Source organism: Trinickia camelliae (assembly GCF_053525655.1).
Genome location: NZ_JBCHAA010000009.1, coordinates 12,587 through 38,106, shown reverse-complemented (window position 1 = coordinate 38,106; position 25,520 = coordinate 12,587). Strand labels below are relative to the sequence as shown.

Annotated in this window: 24 protein-coding genes and 1 pseudogene; 10 read left to right on the top strand and 15 right to left on the bottom strand. The window is 65.0% G+C overall.

What is annotated here, in order from left to right:
* Positions 1-106: 106 nt before the first annotated feature.
* From AAHK20_RS16355 to AAHK20_RS16340, 4 genes are all read left to right on the top strand, one after another.
* Positions 107-1,294, top strand: a complete 1,188-nt coding sequence (locus AAHK20_RS16355; protein WP_449182531.1) for a CaiB/BaiF CoA transferase family protein — start codon at positions 107-109, stop codon at positions 1,292-1,294.
* Positions 1,294-2,148, top strand: a complete 855-nt coding sequence (locus tag AAHK20_RS16350; RefSeq protein ID WP_449182530.1) for a citryl-CoA lyase — start codon at positions 1,294-1,296, stop codon at positions 2,146-2,148. Before AAHK20_RS16355 ends, AAHK20_RS16350 begins: the two co-directional genes overlap by 1 nt.
* Positions 2,145-3,068: an SMP-30/gluconolactonase/LRE family protein gene (locus tag AAHK20_RS16345; protein WP_449182529.1), complete on the top strand. Its 924-nt coding sequence runs from the start codon at positions 2,145-2,147 to the stop codon at positions 3,066-3,068. Before AAHK20_RS16350 ends, AAHK20_RS16345 begins: the two co-directional genes overlap by 4 nt.
* Before the next feature lie 143 nt (positions 3,069-3,211).
* Positions 3,212-3,994, top strand: coding sequence for an IclR family transcriptional regulator (locus AAHK20_RS16340; RefSeq protein WP_449182528.1), 783 nt, complete (start codon positions 3,212-3,214; stop codon positions 3,992-3,994).
* Between the two features lie 47 nt (positions 3,995-4,041).
* Here AAHK20_RS16340 and AAHK20_RS16335 read toward each other — a convergent pair whose 3' ends face one another.
* From AAHK20_RS16335 to AAHK20_RS16310, 6 genes are all read right to left on the bottom strand, one after another.
* The gene (locus AAHK20_RS16335; RefSeq protein WP_449182527.1) at positions 4,042-4,260 is read right to left on the bottom strand and encodes a hypothetical protein; all 219 of its coding nucleotides are present in this window, start codon (positions 4,258-4,260) and stop codon (positions 4,042-4,044) included.
* Between the two features lie 153 nt (positions 4,261-4,413).
* Positions 4,414-4,722, bottom strand: coding sequence for a hypothetical protein (locus tag AAHK20_RS16330; RefSeq protein ID WP_449182526.1), 309 nt, complete (start codon positions 4,720-4,722; stop codon positions 4,414-4,416).
* Between the two features lie 87 nt (positions 4,723-4,809).
* Positions 4,810-5,196, bottom strand: coding sequence for a hypothetical protein (locus tag AAHK20_RS16325; protein WP_449182525.1), 387 nt, complete (start codon positions 5,194-5,196; stop codon positions 4,810-4,812).
* Between the two features lie 156 nt (positions 5,197-5,352).
* The gene (locus AAHK20_RS16320; RefSeq protein WP_449182524.1) at positions 5,353-5,655 is read right to left on the bottom strand and encodes a 2Fe-2S iron-sulfur cluster-binding protein; all 303 of its coding nucleotides are present in this window, start codon (positions 5,653-5,655) and stop codon (positions 5,353-5,355) included.
* 19 nt (positions 5,656-5,674) lie between these two features.
* A complete protein-coding gene (locus AAHK20_RS16315) occupies positions 5,675-6,802 on the bottom strand; it encodes a VIT1/CCC1 transporter family protein (protein ID WP_449182523.1) in 1,128 nt (375 codons plus the stop codon).
* Between the two features lie 75 nt (positions 6,803-6,877).
* The gene (locus AAHK20_RS16310; protein WP_449182727.1) at positions 6,878-8,851 is read right to left on the bottom strand and encodes a sigma-54-dependent Fis family transcriptional regulator; all 1,974 of its coding nucleotides are present in this window, start codon (positions 8,849-8,851) and stop codon (positions 6,878-6,880) included.
* 208 nt (positions 8,852-9,059) lie between these two features.
* Here AAHK20_RS16310 and AAHK20_RS16305 point away from each other — a divergent pair, with 208 nt between their 5' ends.
* Both AAHK20_RS16305 and AAHK20_RS16300 read left to right on the top strand, forming a co-directional pair.
* Positions 9,060-9,287: a DUF2964 family protein gene (locus tag AAHK20_RS16305; RefSeq protein WP_449182522.1), complete on the top strand. Its 228-nt coding sequence runs from the start codon at positions 9,060-9,062 to the stop codon at positions 9,285-9,287.
* A 219-nt stretch (positions 9,288-9,506) separates the two neighbouring features.
* Positions 9,507-9,797, top strand: a complete 291-nt coding sequence (locus AAHK20_RS16300) for a DUF1488 family protein (RefSeq protein ID WP_449182726.1) — start codon at positions 9,507-9,509, stop codon at positions 9,795-9,797.
* A 96-nt stretch (positions 9,798-9,893) separates the two neighbouring features.
* On the opposite strand, the gene AAHK20_RS16295 is transcribed toward AAHK20_RS16300, so the two are convergent.
* On the bottom strand, positions 9,894-11,222 hold the full coding sequence (locus tag AAHK20_RS16295) for an NCS2 family permease (protein WP_449182521.1): 1,329 nt from the start codon (positions 11,220-11,222) through the stop codon (positions 9,894-9,896).
* Positions 11,223-11,455: 233 nt separating this feature from the next.
* On the opposite strand from AAHK20_RS16295, the gene AAHK20_RS16290 reads away from it, so the two are divergent.
* The gene (locus AAHK20_RS16290; protein WP_449182520.1) at positions 11,456-12,118 is read left to right on the top strand and encodes a DUF3313 domain-containing protein; all 663 of its coding nucleotides are present in this window, start codon (positions 11,456-11,458) and stop codon (positions 12,116-12,118) included.
* A gap of 43 nt (positions 12,119-12,161) precedes the next feature.
* The gene (locus AAHK20_RS16285) at positions 12,162-13,709 is read left to right on the top strand and encodes a PqiB family protein (protein WP_449182519.1); all 1,548 of its coding nucleotides are present in this window, start codon (positions 12,162-12,164) and stop codon (positions 13,707-13,709) included.
* Positions 13,710-13,867: 158 nt separating this feature from the next.
* Here AAHK20_RS16285 and AAHK20_RS16280 read toward each other — a convergent pair whose 3' ends face one another.
* The 4 genes from AAHK20_RS16280 to AAHK20_RS16265 all read right to left on the bottom strand — a co-directional run bounded on the left by AAHK20_RS16280 (position 13,868) and on the right by AAHK20_RS16265 (position 18,797).
* On the bottom strand, positions 13,868-14,920 hold the full coding sequence (locus tag AAHK20_RS16280) for an NAD(P)-dependent alcohol dehydrogenase (RefSeq protein ID WP_449182518.1): 1,053 nt from the start codon (positions 14,918-14,920) through the stop codon (positions 13,868-13,870).
* A 38-nt stretch (positions 14,921-14,958) separates the two neighbouring features.
* Entirely contained in the window at positions 14,959-15,972 is a 1,014-nt protein-coding gene (locus tag AAHK20_RS16275; RefSeq protein ID WP_449182725.1) for an aldo/keto reductase, read from the bottom strand.
* Between the two features lie 387 nt (positions 15,973-16,359).
* Positions 16,360-17,688 (bottom strand): HAMP domain-containing sensor histidine kinase, encoded by a 1,329-nt coding sequence (locus AAHK20_RS16270; RefSeq protein WP_449182517.1) that lies wholly within the window; start codon positions 17,686-17,688, stop codon positions 16,360-16,362.
* Complete coding sequence (locus AAHK20_RS16265) at positions 17,688-18,797, bottom strand: ABC transporter substrate-binding protein (protein ID WP_449182516.1); 1,110 nt, start codon at positions 18,795-18,797, stop codon at positions 17,688-17,690. Before AAHK20_RS16265 ends, AAHK20_RS16270 begins: the two co-directional genes overlap by 1 nt.
* 300 nt (positions 18,798-19,097) lie before the next feature.
* Between AAHK20_RS16265 and AAHK20_RS16260 the strand changes: the two genes are divergently transcribed.
* Together AAHK20_RS16260 and AAHK20_RS16255 are read left to right on the top strand one after the other, a co-directional pair.
* Complete coding sequence (locus AAHK20_RS16260; protein WP_449182515.1) at positions 19,098-20,477, top strand: DNA-binding protein; 1,380 nt, start codon at positions 19,098-19,100, stop codon at positions 20,475-20,477.
* A 185-nt stretch (positions 20,478-20,662) separates the two neighbouring features.
* Positions 20,663-21,139 (top strand): hypothetical protein, encoded by a 477-nt coding sequence (locus AAHK20_RS16255; RefSeq protein WP_449182514.1) that lies wholly within the window; start codon positions 20,663-20,665, stop codon positions 21,137-21,139.
* An 83-nt stretch (positions 21,140-21,222) separates the two neighbouring features.
* On the opposite strand, the gene AAHK20_RS16250 is transcribed toward AAHK20_RS16255, so the two are convergent.
* The 4 genes and pseudogenes from AAHK20_RS16250 to AAHK20_RS16235 all read right to left on the bottom strand — a co-directional run bounded on the left by AAHK20_RS16250 (position 21,223) and on the right by AAHK20_RS16235 (position 25,230).
* Positions 21,223-21,999: an NAD(P)/FAD-dependent oxidoreductase gene (locus tag AAHK20_RS16250; protein WP_449182513.1), complete on the bottom strand. Its 777-nt coding sequence runs from the start codon at positions 21,997-21,999 to the stop codon at positions 21,223-21,225.
* A 511-nt stretch (positions 22,000-22,510) separates the two neighbouring features.
* Positions 22,511-22,699, bottom strand: a pseudogene (locus AAHK20_RS16245) (cyclic nucleotide-binding domain-containing protein); the annotation flags it as partial.
* A gap of 279 nt (positions 22,700-22,978) precedes the next feature.
* Positions 22,979-23,752, bottom strand: coding sequence for a slipin family protein (locus AAHK20_RS16240; RefSeq protein WP_449182512.1), 774 nt, complete (start codon positions 23,750-23,752; stop codon positions 22,979-22,981).
* Positions 23,749-25,230, bottom strand: a complete 1,482-nt coding sequence (locus AAHK20_RS16235; protein ID WP_449182511.1) for an NfeD family protein — start codon at positions 25,228-25,230, stop codon at positions 23,749-23,751. Before AAHK20_RS16235 ends, AAHK20_RS16240 begins: the two co-directional genes overlap by 4 nt.
* Between the last annotated feature and the right edge of the window lie 290 nt (positions 25,231-25,520).

Below are 25,520 nucleotides of genomic sequence, written 5' to 3'. Positions count from 1 at the left end.
CGATGCGAAAGCGTCGCACATCGACTATTATTGGAACGTCGTTCTGTGGAATAGAACGAATGCGGCAAGCGAAGCTGCGTGAAAAGCGAACATCAAGGAGTGGGAAATGGGATTGCCCTTGCACGGGATACGCGTGCTGGATCTTTCGAACGTACTGGCCGGGCCGTTCTGCGGCTATCAGCTCGCGCTGATGGGGGCTGAAGTCATCAAGATCGAGGTGCCGGGGCAGGGCGATCTCGCGCGGCGTCTCGGCGCGGACCCGAAGGCGTCGGCGCGGCAGATGGGGGCGTCGTTCGTCGCGGTCAATGCAGGCAAGCAGTCGGTCACGCTCAATCTGAAGGATCCGCGCGGCCGCGAGATTCTGCTGCAGATGGTGCGCGAGTCCGACGTGCTGATCGAGAACTTCCGCCCCGGGGTGATGGATCGCCTCGGGCTCGGCTACGACGTGTTGCGCGACGCCAATCCGCGCATCGTCTACTGCGCGATTTCCGGTTTCGGCAAAGAGGGGCCGCTCGCCAACCGGCCGGCCTACGATCAGATCATCCAAGGCATGTCGGGCGTGATGAGCGTGACCGGCGACGCCGAATCGGCCCCGCTGCGCACGGGCTTTCCGATCAGCGACACGATCGGCGGCATCACGTCCGCGTTCGCGGTTGCGTCGGCGCTCGTCGATGCGGTGCGGACGGGCGCGGGCCGCATGATCGACGTCTCGATGCTCGAAGCCACGCTCGCGACCATGGGCTGGGTCGTATCGAACTACTTGAACGCAGGCGTGAAGCCCACGCCGATGGGCAACCAGAATTTCACCGCAGCGCCCTCGGGCACGTTCCGAACCGGCGACGGGCTCATCAATATCGCAGCCAACGAAGACAAGCAGTTCGCTTCGCTGTGCCGGATCGTCGGGCGTCCCGAGTGGCTCGACGATCCGCGCTTCAACGAGCGCAACGCGCGCAAGGCGAATCGCGCGGCGCTGACTCAGGCGCTCGAAGCGGCGTTGGCGAGTGCGCCGGCGGTGCTTTGGGAGAGCGAGTTCACCGCAGCCGGGGTGCCGGCCGGGCTCGTGCTCGACGTGCCCGGCATTCTCGCGCATCCGCAAATCGCGGAGCGCGGCTTCGTCGCGTCGTTCGACGAGGCTGGCCAGCACGTGACGCGCGCGGGCTTTCGCATGTCCGACGCCGACCCGGTGCCGCGCGCACCCGCACCGCAACTCTCGCAGCACACACAGGCGTGGCTCGCCAAGCTCGGTTACGACGAAGCCGCGATCGAAGCCCTGCGCGACGAAGGAGTGATCTGATGAGCGCGAACGGCAGCACCCACGACAGCGTCGACTACCGGCAACTCGGCGCCGACTACTGGCGCACCGACATCATCGATATCGAGCCCGGCAAGATTCATGTGCGCGGGTATCCGATCCAAGAACTGATCGGGCGCTTGAGCTTTCCCGACATGATTTGGCTGATGCTGCGCGGCGAGGTGCCGGGCAAGACGCAATCGCGCCTGCTCGAAGCGGCGCTCGTGGCGTCGGTCGATCACGGGCCGCATGCGCCGTCGATTGCGATTTCGCGCATGGCGGTGAGCTGCGGGCTGCCGTTGAACGGTGCGATGGCGTCGGCGCTCAACACGCTCGACGATGTGCACGGCGGCGCGGGGCAGCAGTCGGTCGAGCTTTACCAGCGGATTCGCGATCGTGTCGCGCAAGGCATGCCGCTCGCTGACGCGGCCAGGCTGTGCGTCGATGCGTTCGTGGCCGAGCATGGCAAGTATCTGCCGGGCTTCGGTCATCGGTTTCATCCGGTCGATCCGCGTGCGGGCAGATTGCTCGGCATGGTCGACGAGGCGGCGGCGCAAGGGGCGGTCACGGGCGAATACGCGCGCATTGCCCGCGCAATCGAAGCGCTGCTCGCGTCGGGGCGCAGCAAACCGGTGCCGATGAATATCGACGGCGCAACCGCTGTGATCTACGCGGAACTCGGCTTCGCGCCGGAGCTGGCGCGCGGCATTTTCTGCTTGTCGCGCGCGGTCGGCATCTTGTCGCATGCGTGGGAGCAGAGCGGACGCGGCGAGCGCAACAAGGGGCCCATGCCGCGGCAAATGCCGTATCGCTACACGGGTCCTTCAACACGGCATCTCGAGGATGACGCGCAATGAACTGGTATCCCGTGCCCCGCAGTGTGGCAACCGAAATCCATACCGAGATGCCAGGCGCCGTGCGCCGACGGGAAGTGTCGGAATGGTCGAAGGCGAACAAGGGCGGGGCGGTCGTCGATTCGTTTCTCGAAGGGCCGTGCTTCGATCCCGAAGGCAATCTGTATGTCGTCGATATTCCGCACGGCCGCATCTTCCGGATCACGCCCGGCCTCGAGTGGCAGCGCGTTGCCGAATACGACGGCGAGCCTAACGGCCTCGCGTGGCATCCCGGCGGACGCATCCTGATCGCCGACTACAAGAACGGCATCCTCGCGCTCGATCCGGCGAGCGGCGAGATCGCGCCCGTCATCACGCGGCGCAACAGCGAGCGCTTCAAAGGGCCGAACGACCTGATCGTCGCGACGAACGGCGACATCTATTTCACCGATCAAGGCCAGACCGGGCTACACGATCCGAGCGGGCGCGTCTATCGGCTACGCACGGACGGCCGGCTCGATTGCCTGCTCGCGAACGGGCCGAGTCCGAACGGCCTCGTGTTGAACGCGGAAGAAACCGTGCTGTTCGTCGCGATGACGCGCGACAACTCGGTCTGGCGTTTGCCGCTGCTGGCTGATGGCAGCACGAGCAAGGTGGGCCGCTTCGCGCAGTTCTACGGCGTGAGCGGACCGGATGGCATGACGATGGATCGCGACGGCAATCTGTTCGTCGCGCACGCGTCGCTTGGGTGCGTGTTCGTGCTGAATCCGCATGGCGAAGGGATAGCGAAAATCGAATCGTGCCGCGGGCGCACAATCACGAACGTGACGTTTGGCGGCGCGGACAACAGCACGTTGTTCATTACCGATTCGTCCGGCGGCAACGTGTTGCGTGCCGCTTGGCATGTGCCCGGCGCGACACAGCCGAAGCGCTCGGACCGCTGAGGCGTGCGCGAAAGCGGTGCGGGGTGCGCAAGACATCGCATAAAATGGCGTTCTGTTAGGCATAACGCCGCCGCTTTGACGTGATTCAAGCGATATGCAACGCGGCCGCGATTCTATCCACACTCACCGCCAAACCACCGCTTATGGTTGCCGCAAAACGTCTTGCCTCCGTTGCGCCGGCGCCGCCGGTTTCTTCGCCCGACGGCGTGGCCGCGCTCGACCGCGCGTTCTCGATTCTGTTCGCGTTCCGTCCTGACGACCGCGGCTTGTCGCTTGCCGAACTGGCCGCCCGCACGGGTCTCTACAAGAGCACGATCCTGCGGCTCGTGGCGTCGTTGATCCATCATCGGCTGTTGGTGCGCCTCGACGACGGCCGCTACCAGATCGGCCCCGCGACGCTGCAGCTGAGCGCGATCTACCAGCGTGGATTGCAGCTCGCCGACATCATCCTGCCGGTCATGCGCCGTCTGCGCGACGAGAGCGGCGAAAGCGTGTCGTTCTACGTGCGGCAGAAGAACCTGCGGGTGTGCTTGCATCGCGTGGATTCGACGCATGCGATACGCGACCACGTGCGTGAAGGCGACGTGTTGCCGCTCGACAAGGGCTCGGGCGGCCGCGTGCTGAGCGCGTTCGGCGGCGCGCGCGGCGCGTTGCACGAGCGCATTCGCCGCGATGGCTACTACGCGTCGACGGGAGAGCGCGATGCCGAGACGGCCGGCATCTCGACACCGGTCTTTTCGGCCGAGCAGCCACTTGCCGGCGCATTGACGCTCGCCGGTCCGCGCTCGCGCGTCGACGAAGCGCTGATGATGCGGATGCGCCGCCCGCTGCTGGAGGCGTCGATCGAGGCGAGCGAGATGCTCGGCGGCGATGTCGCGCCGCTGCGCGCGGCGCTCGCGCTTCTCAAGCCGGGGCGGGCGCGCTAAATAAGATGCGAAACAGGCGCTAAGCGAGGCGCCGGCGGGCAGCGAGCTTAACCCGTGACTTCGGCCTCCCGCTTTTGTCTTTCGCGCGAGGCGGCGAGCGGAATGCGCGCGTCATCCCAATCGGCCAGCCAGGCGATCTCCTTCGCCGTGAAAATATGTCCGTAATTGCGCAGGGAATATTGCAGCGAATCGATGATGTGGTTGCGAATGATTTCCGGCGTGCGGGCGTCGTCGAGTACGGCGCGAAATGCTTCCAGCGTTGCCATCGGATTGCTCCGTTAATTGGGCGATGGCAAGCGTTATCACACGCCATAAATGGCGCGCCAACTGAACAAAAATGGCTATCGGATTAACTGTGCTTAACGCGGCGTATCGAAACGAGGCACGCATTCGTTAAATGCGTGCGTGATAAGCGTGCGTTAAATATGCGGCAGATCGTCGATGGATTTTTCGACACTGCCGTCGGGTACTTCGGTATCGATGCCGTCGGCTCCATTGGGGTGCGGAACGGTTTTGATTTTCGGCCCGAGGAATCGCATTCCGCCGAGCGTAAAAAGGGAATAAACAATGGTTCCCGACCGGATGCCGTTTGCGACATCCGATACCTCTGCGATTTGCGGGGGAGAGAGCCAGTCGTGGGTTCTGGGGTCGATTGGCGCCCAGCGCACATGCGTTACGCGGTCCGTAGAAGAACTGATGCGTACGCCGTCGATCGCATACGTGGCCATGGCTGTCCCCCACTTAACTGATTTGAAAATGTTAGTCCGATCAGCAGCCGGAGGGAAGTACCGGTAATTATCTGGAGAAACGTATTTTCAATGGCGCGCGATTTTCCATAGTATGGAGAAGGTGGAGCCGCCCTCGGTGACGTAGCCCGCCGATTTACAGTTATCCGCAAGCGGATCGCATGAAATGCTTAACGTCTGTTTATCACCAAAAGTAATATCGACGGTGGGGCCCGTGCCGGCAGGTTGTTTATCCGGCACGTCATAGACAAACGCAACCGACTTCTGCGGGGTTTTGGACCGATCGCCGAGGATGACGAGGGTTCCGGTATGGGAGGGGGCCGCATTGAACCGCAGCTCGGTGGTGTCGCCCATTTGGTCTTCGCCTGTCATCACGACAGGTTTCGAATACAGGCCAGCAAAGGCGCTCCCCGCCAATGTAAATAAAATGAAAGCGGAAGTGGCTTTCGCAAACATGTTTCCGACTCCGTTGAATAGCGCCGAATCCTAGCATGCGAGGTCCGACCTTCGCAGGGCGCGCGGGCAACGTGGGGAGCAGGCGGCGGCACGAAGCGCGCAGCCGAAGGCAGGCCGATACCCGCCATCAACAATAGTCCCGGGAAGGGGTTTTCTCTAGGCAATCTCCGACGCCTCGGGGACTTCGATCACGAGGTCCGATTCGGCGATGGCCACGCACGGCAAGATCAAGCCCTCGGCCTTTTCCTCGCGGCTCAAGCCGGGCCACTCGATCCGGTAGGAGACGGTGCCGCTGACGAGCCGGCACAGGCAGGTGCGGCAGGTGCCGTTGCGGCACGATCTTGGGAGATGCACGTTCGCGAAGCCGGCGGCTTCGACGAGCGACAGTGAATCGGGCGCTTCGAACGAGCGCCCGAGGGGTTCGACGCGGACAACGCAGGGACGATCGGCAGACGGCATAAACGCGGAGAGACAAAAACTAGGAGATGGACACGCCGAGCAACTTGCCGGCGCCGAACGTGAAGCCGGCGGCAAGCAGTCCGATCAGGATTTGCCGCAACGCGGAGAAGGTCGCGCCGCGTCCGTTGAAAAGTGACGTGAAGACGCCGACGGCGGCGAGCCCGAACGCGGCGAGCGCGATGCATTGAAGGATGGCCGCGAGACCGTGAGCCCAGAGAAACGGCGCAGCAGGAAAGATCGCGCCGAGCGAGAAGAGTCCGAATGAAATGGCTGCCGCCGACCACGGGTTGCCGCCAAGCTCCGCCGGGTCGAGGCCGAGCTCCTCGCGCGTGAGCGTGTCGAGGGCTTTGTCCTTGTCGCGCATGATCTGGCTTGCGATGCGGCGCGCTTCGTCCGCCTCGATGCCCTTGGCTTGATAGATCAGCGCGAGTTCGTGACGCTCGGCGTCGGGTGTGTGCTCGATCTCGTCGGCTTCCTTGGCGATTTGCGTGCGCGCCAGCTCGCGTGCGTTCGTGACCGAAAGCCATTCGCCGAGCGCCATCGAGCACGCGCCCGCGATCAGGCCCGCAAGCCCGGTCAGGAGAATCGTCTTGTTGGCCGCGCCGGCGCCCGCCACGCCCATGATCAGGCAGAAGTTCGAGACGAGCCCGTCGTTCGCGCCGAGCACCGCCGCGCGCAAATCGTTGCCCGACGTGACGCCTTTGTGCCACGCCTCGGCGTTCGCGATTTGCGCGCCCTTGGACGTGCTTGCCGTTGTCCCGTTGGCGACCTCTTGCACGATCGCGGCGTGATGCTGTTCGTCGGCGGAAAGGTGCTGGGCGTCGGGTTGATTCGCGTACTTGTTGCGGTCGGCGTATTCGGCGGCGGCGATCGTCGGCAGGACGAACGAAGGGCCGAACACGTGGATGAGGCCGCGCATCAGATGCGTCTTCAGGCTTTTGCGGGTCGTGCGCGTGTGCACGCCGTTCGCGTGCAATTTGTCGATCCAGACTTGCGCGTGCCCGCGCTCGGATGCGGCGAGTTCGCTGAACACGGCGGCGCGCTTCTTGTCCGCTTCGACGTGAGCGAGCGTTTCGTAGAGTGCGGCGCTATCGAGTTCGTCGGCGAGATTCGTCTTGTAGCGCTTGAGTTCGCGTTTCGATGCCATGTGCAGGATGCCCCGGGTGTCGGGTGAAAGCATACCCGAAGCAGCGCACGCGCACCGAGGCGGCCGGGCCGCCGTTCAGTGGCTTTCGCGGCGGCGCAAATGCCGGTACACGGTGTTGCGCGCGAGCCCGAGTTCGCGCGCCACCGCCGAAACGTTGCCGCCGTGGCGCGCGAGCGCGGACTCGATCAGCGACGCTTGCCAATCCTGCATGCGCGGCGGCTTGGCGTCGAGGTTCGCTGCTGCGTCTTGAGACTCGCTGTTCGTTGCCGTATCGGGCTTGTTCGCGCCAACAGCCTCGGAAGCATCGCGTTCGCGGATGACGTCATCGTGCGCCGCGCAATCGTGCAGGAAATCGTCCGGCAAATGCTCGAGTTCGATCTGCGCTTCGCCCTCGGCCATGATTCCCGCCGTGCGCAGCACGTTCGCCAACTGACGCAGATTGCCTGGCCAGCGGCAACGCTCGAAGCGTTCAAACACGGCGGCGGATAGGCCGAGCGGCGTCGCCTCCATCGTGTCCGTGCGGCGCTGCCTCTCGAGGATGCGCGCGACCAGCGCGGCCAGATCGGTGCGATCGCAAAGCGCGGGCAGCGTCACGACGAGGCTGTTGATCCGGTAATAGAGGTCCTCTCGGAAGGTGCCGGCCGCGATCATCTCGCGCAGGTTGCGGTGCGTCGCGCAGATCACGCGCAGGTCCACGGGAATCGCGCGCGTGCCGCCAAGCGGCACTACCACGCGCTCTTGAAGCACGCGCATCAGGCGCACTTGCTGAGCGAGCGGCATGTCGCCGATTTCGTCGAGAAAAAGCGTGCCGCCGTCGGCTTGCACGATTTTGCCCGCGGCCCCGCGCTTCTTCGCGCCGGTGAACGCGCCGTCTTCATAGCCGAAGAGTTCGGCTTCGATGAGCGTGTCGGGCAGCGACGCGCAATTGACCGCGACGAAGGGCGCCGCGCGCCGCGGTGAATCTTCGTGGATGGCGCGCGCGAGCCACTCCTTGCCCGTGCCGGTCTTGCCAAGGACGAGGATCGGGATGTCCCGTCCGCGCACTTTCTCGACACGGCGCAGCACGGCCGCCATGTGCGCGTCGCCGGTGTCGAGCGAGGCCAGGGTGATCGTGTCGGCATCGCGCACAGCCGGCGCCGGCGCGAACGAAGCGGCGCTTCTGGCGGGCGCGGCCGGCAACGTCGACGGCCGCGCGCCGGCAAATTCGCCGCGCGCGACGACCTTGACGCCACTCGGCAGCGTCAGCGTCAGGCATTCGCTCGGTGCGTGCGCGACGTGCTGCAGCAGCGCGGCAAAGGGGATGCCGAAGAGTGCGGCGAACGGCTGCCGCTGCAGCGACGGAAGCATTCCGCCAAGCTGAAACAGCGCGCTGCGGTTCGCGGACAGCAGCATGCCATCCGGCGTGAACGCCGCGAGCCCTTCGAACAAGGTGCCGACGAATTCGGCGCGTGCATGAAAGCGGATGCGCACGGCGTCGGCGAATTGGTTCGCGAACAGATGGTTCTCGATCATCTGCGCGGACATCCGCACGAGCGCGAGCGTGTGCTTGTGAAAGCCGCGCGCGTCGCCGCTCACGTCGAGCGCCCCGATCGTGCGGCCGAACGGATCGGCGATCGGCGCGCACGAGCACGTGAGGATGCGGTTGGCGCGCAGGAAATGTTCGTCGGCATGGACGACGGTCGGAACGCCATCGATGAGGGCCGTGCCGATCGCGTTCGTGCCCCGATCCGACTCCGCCCACGACACGCCGGCGCAGAGCGCGACACGGTTCGCTTTCTCGATGAAGTCGCTGTCGCCGAGGCTGTGCAGAATGACGCCGTGCTGGTCGGTGAGCAGCACCATGCTCTGCGTATCCACGATCTGCGCGTGCAGCGTCTCCATCACTGGCAGCGCATGCGTGTAAAGGGACTGATTGCGTTCGATCAGCCCGCGCAGCATCGCGCTTTGCAGCGGATGAAAATCGGGCGTTTCCGAGGCGCGTAAGCCGACTTGAAGCGAGCGGGCGTGGGCCTGCCCGATGACGTCGACATGGCTTCCCGCCGGCGTCATGGCGCGAGATTGGGTCACATCTGTCTCCGATTTTTGTCGTGGCGTTTGCCGGAAATCATACAAGATGCGGCGGGAAAGCCGAACCTTTCTACGCGGCGGCGGCTCGGGAGAGTCCGTCTTGCGTTCCGCGCGAAAGGTGCAATCATGAGAGCAAGAAACGCGCACGCGCCGCGTTTCTTAGGCCTGCAGCGATGCATAGGAGGCCGTCATGGTTCACACGGAATTCAGAATCGTATTGGCCGTCATCGCGGCGTTCGTCGCGATCGCTGGCATTGCCGTGGCCATCCACGGCATGCTCTTCGATCAGGACAATTCGCTGCTGTACGGCAGCATCGCGATCGGAGTCGGTGTCTTCGGGTGTGCGCTGCTGCTCAACGTCTGGCCGAAAGACCTGAAAGACGATGCCGAGCACCCCGAGAATCAGCACGCACCCTGAAATGGTTGCGTACAGGTTGCCGGAGTTTCGTCGGTGGATTGGCGACGTCAGCCTGACGTTGCGGGAAAACTTGCTCCTCTCGCGAAACCGTCTAAAGTGAATGAAATTGGTGTGACAGCCATGTTTCGCCAATTTGATCGCGCACCGATAACAATTGGAGGCAAATTGAAGCGGCGCGCGGTACCCGTTTTTTCATCCGTCACGGCAAAGGCGATTCCCATGCAGATCAATTTCCCGAACGAAACCCCTGAGTACTCGGGGCGCGAGCTGACTTTAGCGTTCCCGGCGTTGGTCGATGGGGAACGTGTGCAATGCAGCATCACCGCTGAAGCAATGGAAGATCACTTCGGCGCAGCCTCTTATCGCTTCGAAGACATGATCGGTGCGTTCGATACGCACCGTGATCGCATCGAGGCGGCGGCTCGCCGTCTGCTTTCCGAAACCAGGGCGCAATGCCTGGTGTTGCGCAGCGGCTATGTGAGGTTCTACGAGGCGAACTGGCGCGCTTAGCTTCGCCATCGCGTTTCCGAGTCTGCCAAGTAAAACGCCACCCGTGGAGCGGGTGGCGCGGATTATCGCGTGCTACCTTTGCGCTGCCTACGCGTGTCACTCGGACCCGAGATAGAAATAGCGGAACAGGAAGATCGCGGCGATGATCCAGACGATCACCTTCACTTCGCGCGCGCGGCCCGTGAAGAGCTTGAGTCCGGCATACGTGATGAACCCGAACGCCACGCCGTTTGCGATCGAATAGGTGAACGGCATCAATAGCGCGGTCAACGCGGCCGGCACCACTTCGGTCGCATCGTCCCACGGCAATTGCGCGAACTCGCGCAACATCAGACAGGACACATAGAGCAGCGCGGGCGCGGTCGCGTAGGGCGGCACGACGCCCGCGAGCGGCGCGATGAACAGGCACGCGAGGAACAGGATCGCGACCGTGATCGCCGTCACGCCCGTGCGCCCGCCCGACTGCACGCCGGACGCGCTCTCGATATACGCCGTCGTCGACGACGTGCCCAGCAAAGAACCCGCGACGATCGCCGTGCTGTCGGCGAGCAGCGCCTTGTTCAGCCGATGCATCTTGCCTTCGACCAGCAGCCCCGCGCGATTGGCGACGCCCATCAGCGTGCCGGTGGCGTCGAACAGCTCGACGAGGAAGAACACGAGCACGACATTGATGATGCCGGTCGACAGCGCCGCGCGAATGTCGAGATGAAAGAGCGTGGCATCGATTGACGGCGGCGCCGACACGACGCCATGGAACGCATTGCCGCCGAAGAAGAAAGACAAGACCGTCACGGCCAGGATGCCGATCAGGATCGCGCCGCGAACGCGCAACACGTCGAGCGTGACGATGACGAAGAAGCCGATGGTCGCGAGCACGACCGGCGGCTTGTGCAGATCGCCGAGCGTGACGAAGGTGGCCGGATTGGCGACGACGATGTCGGCCGACTTGAGCGAAATGATCGCGAGAAAGAGCCCGATGCCGCCAGTGATCGCGACGCGAATCGAATGCGGTATGCCGTTGACGATCATCTCCCGCACACGGAACAGCGTGACGAGCAGGAACAGGCACCCGGAGATGAACACGGCGCCAAGCGCTGCCTGCCAGGTGAACCCCATGCCCTTGACGACGGTATACGCGAAGTACGCATTGAGCCCCATGCCCGGCGCGCAGGCGATCGGGTAGTTGGCGTAGAGGCCCATGATCAGCGAGGCGAGCGCCGCCACGAGACAGGTCGCGACGAACACGGAGTCTTTCGGCATGCCGGCGTCGCCGAGGATCGACGGGTTGACGAAGATGATGTAGGCCATCGTCAGAAACGTGGTCACGCCGGCCAGCACTTCCGTGCGCAGGTTCGTCCCCGCTTCTTCGAACCCAAAGTAGCGCCTTGCCGATTCCGTGAACGAATATCCTCGCGCTTCTGCCATGAGCTGTTTCTCCTGTTTGTCTTAGGGCGGGCCGATACGAAAAGGCGTGATGGTACTGCAGTGGAAGGGGGCGGCTCCAGTTTAGAAGCCTGGCGACAAAAAACAAACGATAAAAACAAACCGTACGTACGGTTTACATCCGGCTTTGGCGATGCTACGCTGCGTCCTCGCATGAAACGCGAGTCGGACCTGTCCGAACCACAGTCAGCCTGGGATCTTCAACGGAGAAGCAAATGGTCAAACCAGATAACGCGCGGCACCTCGTGCTCGCAGCCGCCTGTGCGGCGCTAGTGGGCTGCTCGAGCGTGCAGCCGGTTCCCTATTCGGGTATCGATTCGGCCTCGTATCTCAAGCCGAATTCGCAAGGGGATGCGCAGCGCGTGCCGTATCGCTATGCGACCCAGGCCGCCTGGGCAACCTATAAGAAGCTGATCATCGCCCCGGTGGCCGTCTATCGCGGCTCGGACAATCAGTTCGGCGACATGCGCGAGGCCGACAAGACGGCGCTCGCGGACTACATGCAAGCCAAGTTCGCGGAGAAACTGGGCGGCCGCTTCGAGCTGACCAGCCAGGCCGGCTCGGACACGCTGCGTTTGAAACTGACGCTCACGGGCGCGGACACGACCACGTCCGTCATCGGCCCGTTTACTCACTTCGACCTCGGCGGCAACGTCTACAACGGCGTGCAGGCTATTCGCGGCAAGGAGGGGGCGTTCTCGGGCTACGTCATCTATTCGGTCGAGCTCTACGATGCTTCGACCAACCGCCTGCTCGATGCCTACGTGACCAAGCAATATCCGAACGCGATGAACCTCGGCGCGAGCTTCGGGTCGCTGAGCGCGGCGAAGACCGGCATCGACAAAGGCGCCGACGCGCTCGTGGCGAAGCTCAAGTAAGCCTGCGTCGTCGTGAGTGGCTGCCGTGTCGAGAAGACGATTGATGCCGTCGCTGGTTTGGCTCGTGCCGCTCGCCGCGGCGCTGATCTGCATCGCGCTGGTCGTGCGATACGTCAGCGATCGCGGGCCGGCCGTCACGATCAGCTTCTCGAGCGCCGAGGGGCTCGAGGCGGGCAAGACGAAGATCCGCTACAAGAGCGTCGATATCGGCATGGTGACGGGCGTGCGCCTCTCGCACGATCGAGCACGCGTGCTCGTCAAAGCGCAGCTCACGAAGGCGGCGCGGCAGTTCGCAGTGGACGATACGCGCTTTTGGGTCGTGCGCCCGCGCATCGGGGCGAGCGGCATTTCGGGTTTGGGCACCGTCATCTCGGGCGCGTATATCGGCGCGGATCTGGGACGCTCGCGCGATGCGCGCTCGGAATTCGCCGGTCTCGAGGCGCCGCCCGCCGTCGCGAACGATGAGAAAGGGCGCCGCTTCGTGCTGCATGGCGAGTCGCTCGGCTCCATCGATATCGGCCTGCCGGTCTACTACCGCCACGTGCAGGTCGGGCAAGTAACCGGCTATGCGCTCGACAAGGACGGGGCAGGGGTGACGATCGATGTCTTCGTCGAAGCGCCGTACGACCGGTACGTCGGCGCCGAGGCGCGCTGGTGGCATGCGAGCGGCGTCGATCTGCGGATCGATTCGAGCGGCATGACGCTCAACACGCAATCGCTCGCAACGATCGCGATGGGCGGTCTGGCGTTCCAGTCGCCGCCTGGGCAATCCGCGGGAGCAGAAGCCCCCGACGGCACGGCATTCCCGCTCGCCGCCGACGCAGCCGCGGCGATGCGCGAGCCCGATGGGCCGTCGGCGCCGGTCGTGATGAAGTTCACGCAATCGTTGCGCGGGCTGTCGGTGGGGGCGCCGGTGGACTTTCGCGGCATCGAGCTGGGCTATGTGACCGCGATCGACGTCGAATACGATGCGCGGCGGCGCGAGTTCACGATGCCGGTGACGATGAATCTGTTCGCGGATCGCCTCGGGCAGCGCTACCGCGAATCGCTTGGCGGCGGCGATTCGGCGGCCGGCAAAGCGCTGATACTCAAGCTCGTCGCGCGCGGCTTGCGGGGCCAGTTGCGCACGGGCAATCTGCTGACGAACCAGCGCTACATCGCGCTCGATATGTTCCCGAACGCGCCGCCCGTCACGCTTGACTTCAGCCGCGTGCCGCTCGAGCTGCCCACCGTGCCGAACACGCTCGAAGAGCTGCAGGTGCAGATCGCCGACATCGTGTCGAAGCTCGACAAGGTGCCGTTCGACAGCATCGGCACGCGCTTGAACAGCACGCTCGCGCACGCGGATAGCCTGTTCCGGCAACTCGACACCGAGCTTGCGCCGCAGGCAAGCGACACGCTGGTCGCGGCAAAAGAGGCGTTCACCGCCGCGCAGTCGACCTTGGAGCAGGATTCGCCGCTGCAGTCCGACTTGCACGCGGCGCTCACGCAGCTCACACGAACATTGCAATCGCTGAACCAGCTCGCGGATTACCTGGAGCGGCATCCCGAGTCGCTTTTGATTGGCAAGGCCAGGGACGCGCAACGATGAAACCCGCGCAACGCCCGCCATCGAGGCGCCGACGCGAAGCGGCATTCGAATGCCCTGCCATGAGCGTCTGCCTGGCCTTGCTGACCGTCTGCATCGCGTTGCCGCTGAACCGTCTATCTACGTTCGTCGACGGACAGCGGCGCGCGATCTGCGCCCGCTTACTGGCGCAGCGAATCGATATCGATGACGAAGCGATATCGCACGTCGCTCTTGAGCATCCGCTCGTACGCGTCGTTGATCTTTTGCATCGGAATGATCTCGATGTCCGACGTGATGCCGTGTTCGGCGCAGAAGTCGAGCATCTCCTGCGTCTCCGCGATGCCGCCGATCATCGAGCCGGCAAGGCGCCGCCGCTTGAAGATCAGATTGAAGACCTGCGGCGACGGGTGATCGTGCTCGGGTGCGCCGACGAGCACGAGCGTGCCGTCGCGTTTGAGCAGGTTGATGAACGGATTCAGGTCATGCTGCGCGGCCACCGTGTTGACGATGAGGTCGAAGCTGTTCGCGTGCGCCTCCATCTCCGACGGGTTGCGTGACACGACGACTTCGTCCGCGCCGAGGCGCTTGCCGTCTTCGATCTTCGACGCCGAGGTCGTGAACAGCACGACGTGCGCGCCCATTGCGTGCGCGAGCTTGACGCCCATATGGCCGAGGCCGCCGAGACCGACCACGCCCACTTTCTTGCCTGGGCCCGCGCCCCAGGTGCGCAGCGGCGAGTACGTGGTGATGCCCGCGCACAAGAGCGGCGCGACGCCGGCCGGGTCGAGATTGCCGGGCACGCGCAGCACGAAGGCTTCGTCGACGACCATATTCGTCGAGTAGCCGCCGTAGGTGTTGTCGCCCGTCTGACGGTCCTGTCCGTTATAGGTGAGGACAAAGCCGTTTTCGCAGTACTGCTCGAGACCTTCTTCGCAGCTCGCGCACGTGCGGCACGAATCGACGAGACAGCCGACACCGACGAGATCACCAACCTTGTGCTGCGTGACCTGCGGACCGACGGCCGTCACGCGCCCGACGATCTCATGACCCGGAACGACCGGATACAACGTGTTCTTCCACTCGTTGCGAGCCATGTGAAGATCCGAATGGCAGACGCCGCAGAACAGGATGTCCATCTGCACGTCGTGGTCGCGCAGATCGCGGCGCTGGAATTCGAATGGCGCGAGCTTCGAGCGTTCGTCGGAAGCTGCGTAGGCATAGGCGGTAGTCATGAGAGCTCCAGTAAGTGGGAATCGGATGCTGCGCTCAATCAAGCGGTCTTACGTCCTTCGACGGGATAGCCCGGATCGGTGTAGCCCGGTGTCGAAGCATGCCCCGGTGGGACCAGATCGTCGACGAACTTTTCATCTTCGGCTCCGAGCTCGAGCGTGAGCGCGTCGACGTAGCTGTCCCAGTGCGCTTCGGTGCGCGGCCCAGCGATCGCCGAGCTGACGAGGCGGTTCTTGAGCACCCAGGCGAGCGCAAACGCGATCGACGTCGTGCCGCGCGCCGCTGCGTGAGCGGCCACCTTTTGCGCGATCGCGAGCGACTCGGGCCGCCATTCGGTTTGATGAATGCGACGGTCGCCGCGGCCGGCGCGCGAATCGGCGGGCGGCGCGGTGTCGGTGGCGTACTTGCCGGTGAGCACGCCGCGAGCAAGCGGGCTGTACGGCACGACACCCAAGCCGTAATGGGCCGCTGCCGGCAGCTGCTCGACTTCGGCGGTGCGGTCGACCAGGTTGTAAAGCGGCTCGCTCGCGACCGGGCGTTCGATGCCGAGCTGATCGGCAAGCCGCACGATCTCGGCGATGCGCCAGCCGCGGAAATTCGATAGGCCGAAATAGCGCACCTTGCCCTGACGGATCAAATCGCCGATCGCACGCACCCCCTCTTCGAGCGGGGCATCCGTGAGCGCGCGATGAAAATAGAGGATGTCGATGTAGTCGGTGCCGAGGCGCTTGAGGCTCGCTTCGACGGATTGAAAGATCCATTTGCGCGATTGGCCCTGTGCATTGGGGCGCTGCGTCGACTGCGACGACGGGTAGCCGAACTTCGTCGCGATGACCCAGCTGTCGCGATGCTCCGCGATCGCGCGGCCAACGATCTCTTCCGAGCGGCCGGCGTTATAGACGTCTGCCGTGTCGATGAAGTTGATGCCCTGATCGAACGCCTTGTCGACGATCCGGCGCGAGGTGGCTTCATCGGTCTCGCCGCCGAACATCATCGCGCCGAGACACAACGGCGACACTTTGAGGGCGCTGCGTCCCAGATACCGGTAATCCATGGTGTTGAGTTCCAAAGTCGTTCGAATCGCGGAAGGTCGTCAATGTAACCAGCGCAGCGTCGCGCGACTAGGCGGTCAAAGGCGCAAGCGCCTATGAGCGAGATTCATGAATGGCGCGGGAACTCATGCGCAAAGCTGAAACGAAAAAAAGCCCGGTATCGCGAGATACCGGGCTCCGAGGTTTGAGATTTTGTTGCCAATACCGTACTGCTCAATTGCCGTTGCTTACCCCTTACCTTACTACGCCTGCTAACTACACCTGCGACTCCATCGTAGAGCCACGGCGCGTGCGGAGATGTCAGGCCAGACGGAAAATGCGGCGTGCGCGGTCTGAATCGCGTGTCAGGAAAGCCTGACGTGCCGCGCTGGAAATCATGCGGTGCGCGCTCACGGCAAAACCGGCTCGTCGTTGCGAATCAGCACGCGAATCACGGACCCGGCGTTCTGCGTGCTTTCGATGCGCAGCTCGGCGTCGGCCATGCGGGCGCGCTCGGTCATGCCGAGTAGCCCGTACGAGTAGCCCTGGCGCGCCGCGCGGACATCGAAGCCGCGCCCGTCGTCGCGCACGATCAGCTCGATATCGGTATCGAGGTTGTTCAGCGTGACATCGACGTGCGACGCTCCCGCATGGCGCGCGACGTTCGTCAGCGCTTCCTGCGCGATGCGGAAGATCGCCGTCGCGCGGGTTTCCGACAGCACCGGTTCGGCGCCCAGCATTTGAAACTGGCAATCGATCGGACTGTGGCGGTTGAAGTCGTCGGCGAGCCATTCGAGCGCCGACGCGAGGCCGTAGTTCAGCGCCGCCGGCCGCAGGTGGCTCGCGACATTGCGCACGATCTGGATCGTGCGCTCGACGAGCTCGCCGATCTCGTCGGCTTTTTCCCGGCCGGGCGCGCCGGGCCCGAGCGTGAGCTTCATGAGCGACACGTCCATTTTCACGGCGGTCAGCAATTGGCCGAGTTCGTCGTGAATCGCCATCGCGATGTGCTTGCGCTCCTCTTCGCGAATCGCCTCCTGATGCGCCGCGCGCGAAAGCAGCCGCTCGGCCATCACGTTCACGCGCGCGGCGAGCCGGCCGAGTTCGTCGCCCGATTCGACCGTGCAGCGCGCATCGAGATCGCCGCCCGCAATCCGGTCGACCATTTCCTCGAGACGCGCGATCGGCTTGCGCACGACGTGCCGCACCAGCAGGAACGTCGCGCCGTACAGCACGACGAGCGCAAGCACCATCGTTTCGAGCACCGTGCGGCGCGCGTTGTCGATGTCGCGCAAGGCGACGGCGCGCGTCAGCACGATGCGGACCTCGCCGATCTTTTCGCGCGGCGCGTCGCCGGGCGGATCGTATTCGATCGGCCGCACGCGCACGACGCCGTCTTTGGGCGTCACGTCGGCGTGCTTCTTGATCGACGACACGACACCGTAGTTGGCCGCCGTCACCGTGAACTGCACGACTTCGGGGTTCGGCGCGAGCACGGCGAGCTGCTCGTCGATCGCGGCGCGGTCGACGTTCCAGAGCGGCTGCGCGAGCGAGCGGCTCAACAAGTCGGCGATGCGCGTCGCCCGCTCTTCGAGCACGTTCATGCGCCGCTCGCGCTCGCGATCCATCAGGCGGTATGAGGACGTGCCGGCGACGACCGTGATCAGCACGAGCAGCGACAGCATCAGCTTGGTGTGCAGGCCCGGCGGCCACAGCATCGACGGGAAGGGCAAGCGCATCAGGACACCTTTGGGCGTGCGTTCAGCAGGCGCTGGAGATCGAAGTCGTAGTGCGACGCCTGCGCGTGGCGGTATCGCGAGAACTGGGCGAAGTCGGGCCGCGTCCTGCGCACGAAAACGGTTTCATCGTATTGCGCCGCGTTGCCGCGGTCGATCACGCTCAGGAAGTCGAGCGTCTGCCGCGGGCCGCCCGCCGCGGCGAAATCGGCGCCGTGGTGGTAGTCGTAGAGCAGCACCATCGCGATGGCGCCGATGAAGTAGTCGCCCGCGATCATCGCCGTGAGTCCGCCGTCGCGCACGCTCGCCACCGCTTCCTGCAACGCGCCCATGCCGCCCACGACAACCTGCGCGCCGCGCTCGGCCACGGCCTGCAGCGCGCCGAGCGTCATCGAATCGTTGGCCGCCCACAGGATGTTCGCGCCGGGATAGCGCGCGAGCAGCACGCGGGCTTTATCGAAGGCGTCGGCGTAGCTCCAGTCGCCGTTGACGACTTGGAGCGTGCGGCCTCGTTCCGAATCCGCGAGCCACGCCTCGACGCCCGCGGCGCGGTCGAGCGACACCGGCGTATTCGGATCGCCGGTAATGCCGATCACGCGCGCCTCGCCGGCGCCGTGCGCCGTGCACAGGTATTGCATGAGGCGGTAGCCGCCGCGCCTGGCGTTCGCGGTCACCGTGCCGATCCAGTTCGCGATCCGTTCGCGTTCATTGCCGATTTCGCTGCGCTGCGCGCTCGTCAGGTCGTTGTGGATCAGGAGGACGCGCGCGGGCGAGGCGGCGAGGATCGGCAGCATGCGCGCCGCCGCCATTTTTTCGTTGACGATCACAACGTAGTCGGGCGGATCGCGGCGCTGCGCGACTTGCTGGGCCTGGCGCTGCATGAGCAGATGGTCGCGCTCGGCGTACAGCACTTCGAGCTGCATGCCGAACGTCAGCGCCGCCTCGGTCATGAAGCGCGACACCAACTGCCAATGTTGCCCGGTGCCGCGCTCGACCGCTTCGCCCGGATTCAAAAAGACGACGCGCGCCGGCCGCTCGTTCGCCGGCGCCGGCGGCGCGACGGCCGACAAGCCGGCGCATGCCAGGCGCAGCAAGGCGTTTCTACGATTCATCAGAGGGTTCGCGGCCGCTGGAGCGGCCAGGACCCGGCCGCGGGGATGTGGCGGCAGGATAGCCGCGACGAAAGTCGATGACAACAGGCGGCGCTTTTTGCGTCCGGCGCTCGCCCCGGCGCGACGCGCCGATGACGCTCAATTTCCCGAATTACTACCGTTAAAACAGGCTATTCCGAAGATCGAAGCGCGCTCGGGTACCGGACAATCTGGCCTTGCACGATGTCGGCGGCGAGCGCCGGCCACGCCAAACCACTGGATCGAATTCAACCCCAACTCCCGCTTTGTCGAGGTAGAGACATGTCAAGCAGCGTCACCATCACGGAAGAAATGATCGCCGAGATTGCCAATCGGATGGCCGATGAAGGCCAGAAAGTTTCTCCGCTGGCGATCTGGTCCGAAGTGCATACCGGTTCGGTGGTCGCTGTTGCCGCGGCGTTGCGCAAGTGGCGCGAAACGCGTGCTTTGCGCGCCACCCCGGTGGCCGAGCGCCCGGCGCTGCCGGAAGTCGTTACCGACACGATGCGCGACGCGCTCGACCGGCTGTGGACGTCGGCGCAGGACGAGGCGGAGCGCGCCGTGTCGCGGCGCCTCAATGCGATGACGCAGCGCGTCGAGGATGCGAGCAACGAGCGCGACGACGCGCTGGCGGAACTGCAAAACACGGTGGAGGAACTCGAGTCGGGGCGCCGGCAGCTCGTCGAGATGACCGATGCCTATCACGCGAAGACCGACGAAGCCGGCCGCCTGACGGAGGACATCGCCCAGGCTATGCAGCGCGCGGATGCCGCCGAGCTGCGCGTACACGAACTCGAGGCGCGCATTGCGGCGCTCGAGGCGGAGGTGGAACGCCTGACGGCCGAACTCGCGGCGCAGCGTGAAGCGCATTCGCAGCGGGAGGCCGAGCTTGCCAGCGCCGGCAGCGTGACGACGGATGCCGGCGAGCTGCTGCAGACTGCCACCGATGCTGCGGATACGGCGAATTCGGAGCAGATCGCCCAACTGGAAAGCGAGCTGGAATCCATCCGCGCTTTGCTCGAAGCCGAGCAGCAGGCGCACGCAATACAGTCGCAAGAGGCGGCCCGCGCGCGCGACGAGCTGGATTCCGTCTCGCACGATCTGTACGAAACGAAAGCGAAGCTCGCCACGCTGACTGAGGAGCGCAGCGGCGACGTGGCCGAAATCGCGCGGTTGACGGCGACGTTGTCGGCTGCTGAAGAGCGGGCCGAAGTGCTGCAGCAGCTTGCCGCGAGCGCGAGTGCGCCGAGTGCCTTCGTCGAAGCGCCGAGCGCCGCCGCACCCGAAGCCGGCGCGGGTGCCGAGGAGATCGAGGCGCTCAAGCTTCAGATCTCGCGCGATGCCGAGGCTCACGCCGCCGCGCTTGCCGAAGCCCGCGAGAACATGAAGAAGTGGTCGGACTACGCCAATGGGCTCAAGCAGCAATTGCTCCAGGCCAACGAAAAGATGATCGTCATCAACGCGCGCGGTGTGGGCGAAGCCTCGTTGAGCCGCAAGCTCGCCGAGGAATTGAGCCAGCTTCAGCCGGAGCACCACCTGGCGCGCCGCGAGAATCAGCAGCAGCTGATCGTGGAATCGGTCAGCGCCCACCTCGAGCAGCAGGGCTACCAGTACGATCCGAAGACGGGGGCCGTGACCAAGCAGATGCAGACGGCGGAGTGACCTCCGAATGATCTCCGCGTGACCTGTAACGCGGCGCCTTCCTTGCCGCGAGCGAAAGCCGATCGGGCGTTCATATAAGACGCCCGGTCGGCTTTTGTCATATATCGTCAGAAAATAATCAAGTTGGCGCGCGCCGTGCCGTTAATGCAAGCGTTGCCTTAACGGCTCCAGGTTTACTTCCCAGAATGTCAACGCGAAATTCCAAGCGAACGGCGAAACAACGCCCGACCATCCAGCTCTTCGACGGCGCGAGCCGTTTGCGGCCGATGCCTCGCGACGAGTCGGGGCGTCTCTTGATCAGCTATTACTGGCAGCTCGACGAGCTCAAAGCCGGACGCGGAAACGCCGCGATGATCGGCACGATGGCGAGCGTGATCGTCGCCACTTGCCTCCTCGTGAACGCAGGGTGGGGCGAGGCGCAGGCCGAGGGCATGGACGAAGTGCAGGCGCGCCTTGTCGAATGCAACGCGCACGCGGCGCGCACCGGCATCTGGCGCGTCGACCCGCAGACTTACGAGCTGCTTTGCGAAGTCCTCGACCTGCACGGCGAACAGCTTCAAGCCGCGCCGCTGCATGAGGTCATCAAGGTCAGCCGGCATCTCGACCGCATGCGGGACGCGGCAGCGCCGCGCGCCGGGGATCGCATGCTGGCGGCCGCTTAGCGACGCAGCCGCGCAAACGTTTCACGCCGAAGCCATCGCTTGCGCCGGGATGGTTTCGATCAAGCCCTCGGGCAACCGCGCGGTCATTCGGCCTGCTGCAGAAAGCGGTGCACGAACGCGATCGCCATACTGCCTTCGCCGACAGCCGACGCCACGCGTTTGACCGGACTCAGCCTCACGTCGCCGCACGCGAAGATGCCGGGCACGCTGGATTCGAGCAGATACGGGTCGCGGCTCAGGGACCAGCGCCCGGCTTTGACGACGTCGTCGCCGGTCAGCACGTAGCCGCGCTGATCGAGCGCGATGTCCGCCGGCAGCCAGCCGGTTTCCGCATCGGCGCCGATGAAGACGAAGAGGCCGCCGCACTCGTGCCGGCTGACCGTCGCGCTCGCGCCATCGCGGATGTCGATCGCCGTCAGATGCGTATCGCCGAATGCGCCGACCACTTCGGCGCGCAACCTGACGGACACATTCGACTTCGCGGCAATCTGCTCGACCAGATAGCGCGACATGCTTTTCTCGAGCGCATCGCCGCGCAGGACCAGCGTGACCTCGCGCGCGTGATTCGAAAAGTACAGCGCGGCCTGCCCGGCCGAATTGCCGCCGCCGATCAAGTAGACGTCGAGCCCGTGCGTCGCGCTCGCTTCGCTGCGCGCCGCGCCGTAGTAGATGCCTTTGCCGATGAAGCGGTCGAAGCCCTCGACGGCCAGGCGGCGCCACGCCACGCCCGTCGCCAGGATCAGCGTGCGGGCCCGGACGACATCGCCGCCGTCGAGATGGATCTCGCGCGAGGCTGCATCGATGCGCTCGACCGAGCGCGTCACCAGAATCTCCGCGCCGAGCCGCTTGGCCTGCTGCAACGCCCGGCGCCTCGCGTTCGACGACCACCGTGCATAGCCCCTCGGACGCGCCGTAGACCGCAGCGGCGAGCCCGGCTGGCCCGCCGCCGACGATCATCGTGTCGTATTCGGCGCGCCGCGGTTGGGTCTGAAGACCCAGGCGCTCGGCGAGTTCGCGTGCCGCCGGCCGCAACAGCTGGGTGCCGTCGACGAGACGCAGCGCCGGGCAATCCGCGTCCGACGGGCAGGTCCCGGGCCATTTCGAGGGGAGTTCGGGCGCATCGGGCGTCAGCCAGTCGAAGCTGATCTGGTTGCGCGCAAGGAACTGGCGCAGCCGCGTGCAATCGGTGTCCCAGCGATTGCCGACCATGGTCACGCGGGCCTTGGGCGGCTCGGCGGAGAGTCCTTGCAGTCCGCCGATGCGCTCGCGCGCGAGCGCGCCCATCTTGGTCGCGACATCCGGCGAGGCGGCGGCGAGCTTGTAATAGCGCACCGCATCGACACGCATCACGCGCGACGGCTCGGCGGCCCGATACGCGCCGGGGAACGGCGAACTGAGGGCAAGCGGCACTTCGCCGAAGATGGTCCCGGGCACGCGCCATCCCAGCGTGCGCTCGATGCCGTCGAACGTCTTGATCACTTCCATCTTGCCGGAGAGCACGGCATAGAGCGCACGCTCGCCGCCTTCGTGGACGGCGAATTCGCCCGCGCACAGACGCATATCGGCGGACGTGTGAGCGAGATCCTCGAGTTCGGAGTCGGGAAGGGTGGAGAACAGGGGGATGGCCCGGATGTCGTCGACTGTCAGCATGGCTTCGGGTAAAGCAGGCGAGGGAGAGCGACAGATGCCGCCAGGACCGCGCGGACGAAGCCAGTATAGGACTTGATATCGCGAAAGTTGATCTGAGGGATGTGCTGAAGGTGGGCTCGCGCGCAATGAGGAGGGCTGCGCGATTGATGGGGGGTGGAGCCCGCGGTCCGAATGTCCCGCGGGCTGCGACTAAGACTGCGAACCCCCTTCGAGCCGATGGATTAACGCATTGAGCAATTCGATAGGCACCGGAAAGATAATCGTGGAGTTCTTGTCGGCGGCGATCGTGGTCAGCGTCTGCAGATAGCGCAGTTGTATCGCTTGCGGCTGCTGCGCGATGACTTGCGCGGCCTGCAGCAGCTTTTCCGACGCCTGCAATTCGCCTTCCGCATGAATGATCTTCGCGCGCCGTTCGCGTTCGGCTTCGGCTTGCCGCGCGATCGCGCGGATCATCGTCTCGTTGATATCGACGTGCTTGATCTCGACGTTCGACACCTTGATGCCCCACGCGTCGGTCTGCGCATCGAGCACTTTCTGGATATCGGCGTTCAATTGCTCGCGCTCGGCCAGGAGCTCGTCGAGTTCGTGCTTGCCGAGCACGGCGCGTAGCGTCGTCTGCGAGAGCTGGCTCGTCGCCTCGAAAAACTTCGCGACCTGGATTACGGCCTTCTCCGGATCGACGACGCGGAAATAGACCACCGCGTTGACCTTGACCGAGACGTTGTCGCGCGTGATGACATCCTGCGGCGGCACGTCGAACACGACCGTGCGCAGGTCGATGCGCACCACTTGCTGCACGACCGGGATGATCAGCACGAGGCCCGGCCCTTTGACCTTCCAGAAACGCCCGAGCATGAACACGACGCCGCGTTCGTACTCGCGAAAAATGCGGATCGACGACGCGACCAGGATGACCAGAAACAGAAAAAGGATGCTGGAAAAGCCGAACGTGAAGCCGATCATGAGTGTTCTCCTTGTTGTTCGACCACAGGCACGACCGTTAGCGTGAGGCCCCGCCGGCTCGTCACGCGCACGCGGCGGCCCGCCGCGAGCGGTTCGCTCCCCGACACCCGCCAGCGCTCGCCATGCACGCGCGCCCAGCCGAAGTTTTCACCGGCGCCGGCGCTATCGCTACTCTCGCCGCCGTCCGGCAGCAAACCTTCGTCGATGATCTCGCCGACACTGCCGACGATCGCCTCGGATCCCGTCACGACCGGCCGCCGCCGCGCCCGCAACGCCACGCTCGACACCGCGAAGATGAAGAGCGCGCTCGCCGCGGTGAGAGCGGCGACCATCGGCAGCGGCACGCCGTAGCCGGGCACGTCGGTGTCGATCAGCATCAGCGCGCCGACCGCGAACGCGATGATCCCGCCGAAGCCGAGCGTCCCGAAGGTCGGCAGGAACGACTCCGCGATCAGGAACGCGATGCCGAGAAAGATCAGCGCGAGCCCCGTGTAGTTGATCGGCAGCAGTTGTAGCGCGAAGAGGCCGATCAAGAGCGCGATGGCGCCCGCCACGCCGGGCAGCACGAAACCGGGATTCGCGAATTCGAAGAAGAGCCCGTACATGCCGATCGTAAGCAGGATCAGCGCCACGTTCGGATCGGTGACGACGGCGAGGAAGTGGCTGCGCCAGTCGGGCTCGAGCGTGACGACCGGCGCGTCCGCCGTGGCGAGGCGGTGGACGCCGGTCGACGTTTCGACGGTGCGTCCGTCGAGTTTCGCGAGCAGGTCGGGCACGTCGCGTGCGAGGAGATCGACAACGTGCTGGTCGAGCGCGTCGTTCGCCGACAGGCTGACGGCCTCGCGAACGGCTTTCGCGGCCCAGTCGACGTTGCGTCCGCGCAGTTGGGCGAGGCCGCGGATGTACGCCTCGGCGTCGTGGATCTGCTTGCGGATTTCGGTCGATTGCGAGTCGGTGCCGGTCGGTAGCGACGCGGCCTTGTCCTTCTGATCGTTCTGCGCGCCCTTGTCTTTGCTGGCGTTTGGTCCGCCGGTCACGGGCGGCGGCGGCGTTTCCGGTCCGCCGCCGCCGACGCCGAGCTGCACCGGCGTCGCCGCGCCGAGGTTGGTGCCGGGCGCCATCGCCGCGATGTGGCTCGAATAGACGATGTAGGTGCCGGCGCTCGCCGCCCGCGCGCCGCTCGGGCTGATGAACGCGGCCACGGGCACCGGCGACGCCAGAATCGCCTTGATGATCTGGCGCATCGACGTGTCGAGTCCGCCGGGGGTGTCGAGCTGGATGACCGCGAGCTGTGCGCCGTCGCGCTGGGCGCGCGCGAGGCCGCGCGTGATGAAGTCGGCGCTTGCCGGGCCGATCGCGCCCGCAACCGGCAGCACCAGCACCTCCGCCGGGCGGGCCTCGGCGACGGCGCACACAAGGGACAGGCAGAGGGTTGCTGCGAAGACCGACACGGTTCGGAGCAAGAGGGGCGTTTTCATCGTTTTCGGCGGCGCCTGGGCGCGCCGTCGCCGGCTCGACAATGCGGGGAAGGCTTAAATAGCGGCCTGATGCTTACAGATTAGGCGATTCCCGCCGCGGCGTGAGTGCTCGGAAACGCGAGGCGGCTTGGCGGTGGCCAGGGGCTTAAGGTTTCGTTCAGTGGCTGGTCTTTATCATCTCGATGCGCGGCTCATTGGACGTGTCCACGGCGTCTCTTCGGGAGGCGGCCCGCGCATGCCAAGTTCGGTGAACCGTTCATTTCCCACCCCTGCGAATGCGAGGAGTACCG

Coding starts and splice junctions, on each gene's coding strand:
- AAHK20_RS16355 (WP_449182531.1), top strand. CDS start 107: ATGGGATTGCCCTTGCACGGGATACGCGTGCTGGATCTTTCGAACGTA.
- AAHK20_RS16350 (WP_449182530.1), top strand. CDS start 1,294: ATGAGCGCGAACGGCAGCACCCACGACAGCGTCGACTACCGGCAACTC.
- AAHK20_RS16345 (WP_449182529.1), top strand. CDS start 2,145: ATGAACTGGTATCCCGTGCCCCGCAGTGTGGCAACCGAAATCCATACC.
- AAHK20_RS16340 (WP_449182528.1), top strand. CDS start 3,212: ATGGTTGCCGCAAAACGTCTTGCCTCCGTTGCGCCGGCGCCGCCGGTT.
- AAHK20_RS16335 (WP_449182527.1), bottom strand. CDS start 4,260: ATGGCAACGCTGGAAGCATTTCGCGCCGTACTCGACGACGCCCGCACG.
- AAHK20_RS16330 (WP_449182526.1), bottom strand. CDS start 4,722: ATGGCCACGTATGCGATCGACGGCGTACGCATCAGTTCTTCTACGGAC.
- AAHK20_RS16325 (WP_449182525.1), bottom strand. CDS start 5,196: ATGTTTGCGAAAGCCACTTCCGCTTTCATTTTATTTACATTGGCGGGG.
- AAHK20_RS16320 (WP_449182524.1), bottom strand. CDS start 5,655: ATGCCGTCTGCCGATCGTCCCTGCGTTGTCCGCGTCGAACCCCTCGGG.
- AAHK20_RS16315 (WP_449182523.1), bottom strand. CDS start 6,802: ATGGCATCGAAACGCGAACTCAAGCGCTACAAGACGAATCTCGCCGAC.
- AAHK20_RS16310 (WP_449182727.1), bottom strand. CDS start 8,851: ATGACGCCGGCGGGAAGCCATGTCGACGTCATCGGGCAGGCCCACGCC.
- AAHK20_RS16305 (WP_449182522.1), top strand. CDS start 9,060: ATGGTTCACACGGAATTCAGAATCGTATTGGCCGTCATCGCGGCGTTC.
- AAHK20_RS16300 (WP_449182726.1), top strand. CDS start 9,507: ATGCAGATCAATTTCCCGAACGAAACCCCTGAGTACTCGGGGCGCGAG.
- AAHK20_RS16295 (WP_449182521.1), bottom strand. CDS start 11,222: ATGGCAGAAGCGCGAGGATATTCGTTCACGGAATCGGCAAGGCGCTAC.
- AAHK20_RS16290 (WP_449182520.1), top strand. CDS start 11,456: ATGGTCAAACCAGATAACGCGCGGCACCTCGTGCTCGCAGCCGCCTGT.
- AAHK20_RS16285 (WP_449182519.1), top strand. CDS start 12,162: ATGCCGTCGCTGGTTTGGCTCGTGCCGCTCGCCGCGGCGCTGATCTGC.
- AAHK20_RS16280 (WP_449182518.1), bottom strand. CDS start 14,920: ATGACTACCGCCTATGCCTACGCAGCTTCCGACGAACGCTCGAAGCTC.
- AAHK20_RS16275 (WP_449182725.1), bottom strand. CDS start 15,972: ATGGATTACCGGTATCTGGGACGCAGCGCCCTCAAAGTGTCGCCGTTG.
- AAHK20_RS16270 (WP_449182517.1), bottom strand. CDS start 17,688: ATGCGCTTGCCCTTCCCGTCGATGCTGTGGCCGCCGGGCCTGCACACC.
- AAHK20_RS16265 (WP_449182516.1), bottom strand. CDS start 18,797: ATGAATCGTAGAAACGCCTTGCTGCGCCTGGCATGCGCCGGCTTGTCG.
- AAHK20_RS16260 (WP_449182515.1), top strand. CDS start 19,098: ATGTCAAGCAGCGTCACCATCACGGAAGAAATGATCGCCGAGATTGCC.
- AAHK20_RS16255 (WP_449182514.1), top strand. CDS start 20,663: ATGTCAACGCGAAATTCCAAGCGAACGGCGAAACAACGCCCGACCATC.
- AAHK20_RS16240 (WP_449182512.1), bottom strand. CDS start 23,752: ATGATCGGCTTCACGTTCGGCTTTTCCAGCATCCTTTTTCTGTTTCTG.
- AAHK20_RS16235 (WP_449182511.1), bottom strand. CDS start 25,230: ATGAAAACGCCCCTCTTGCTCCGAACCGTGTCGGTCTTCGCAGCAACC.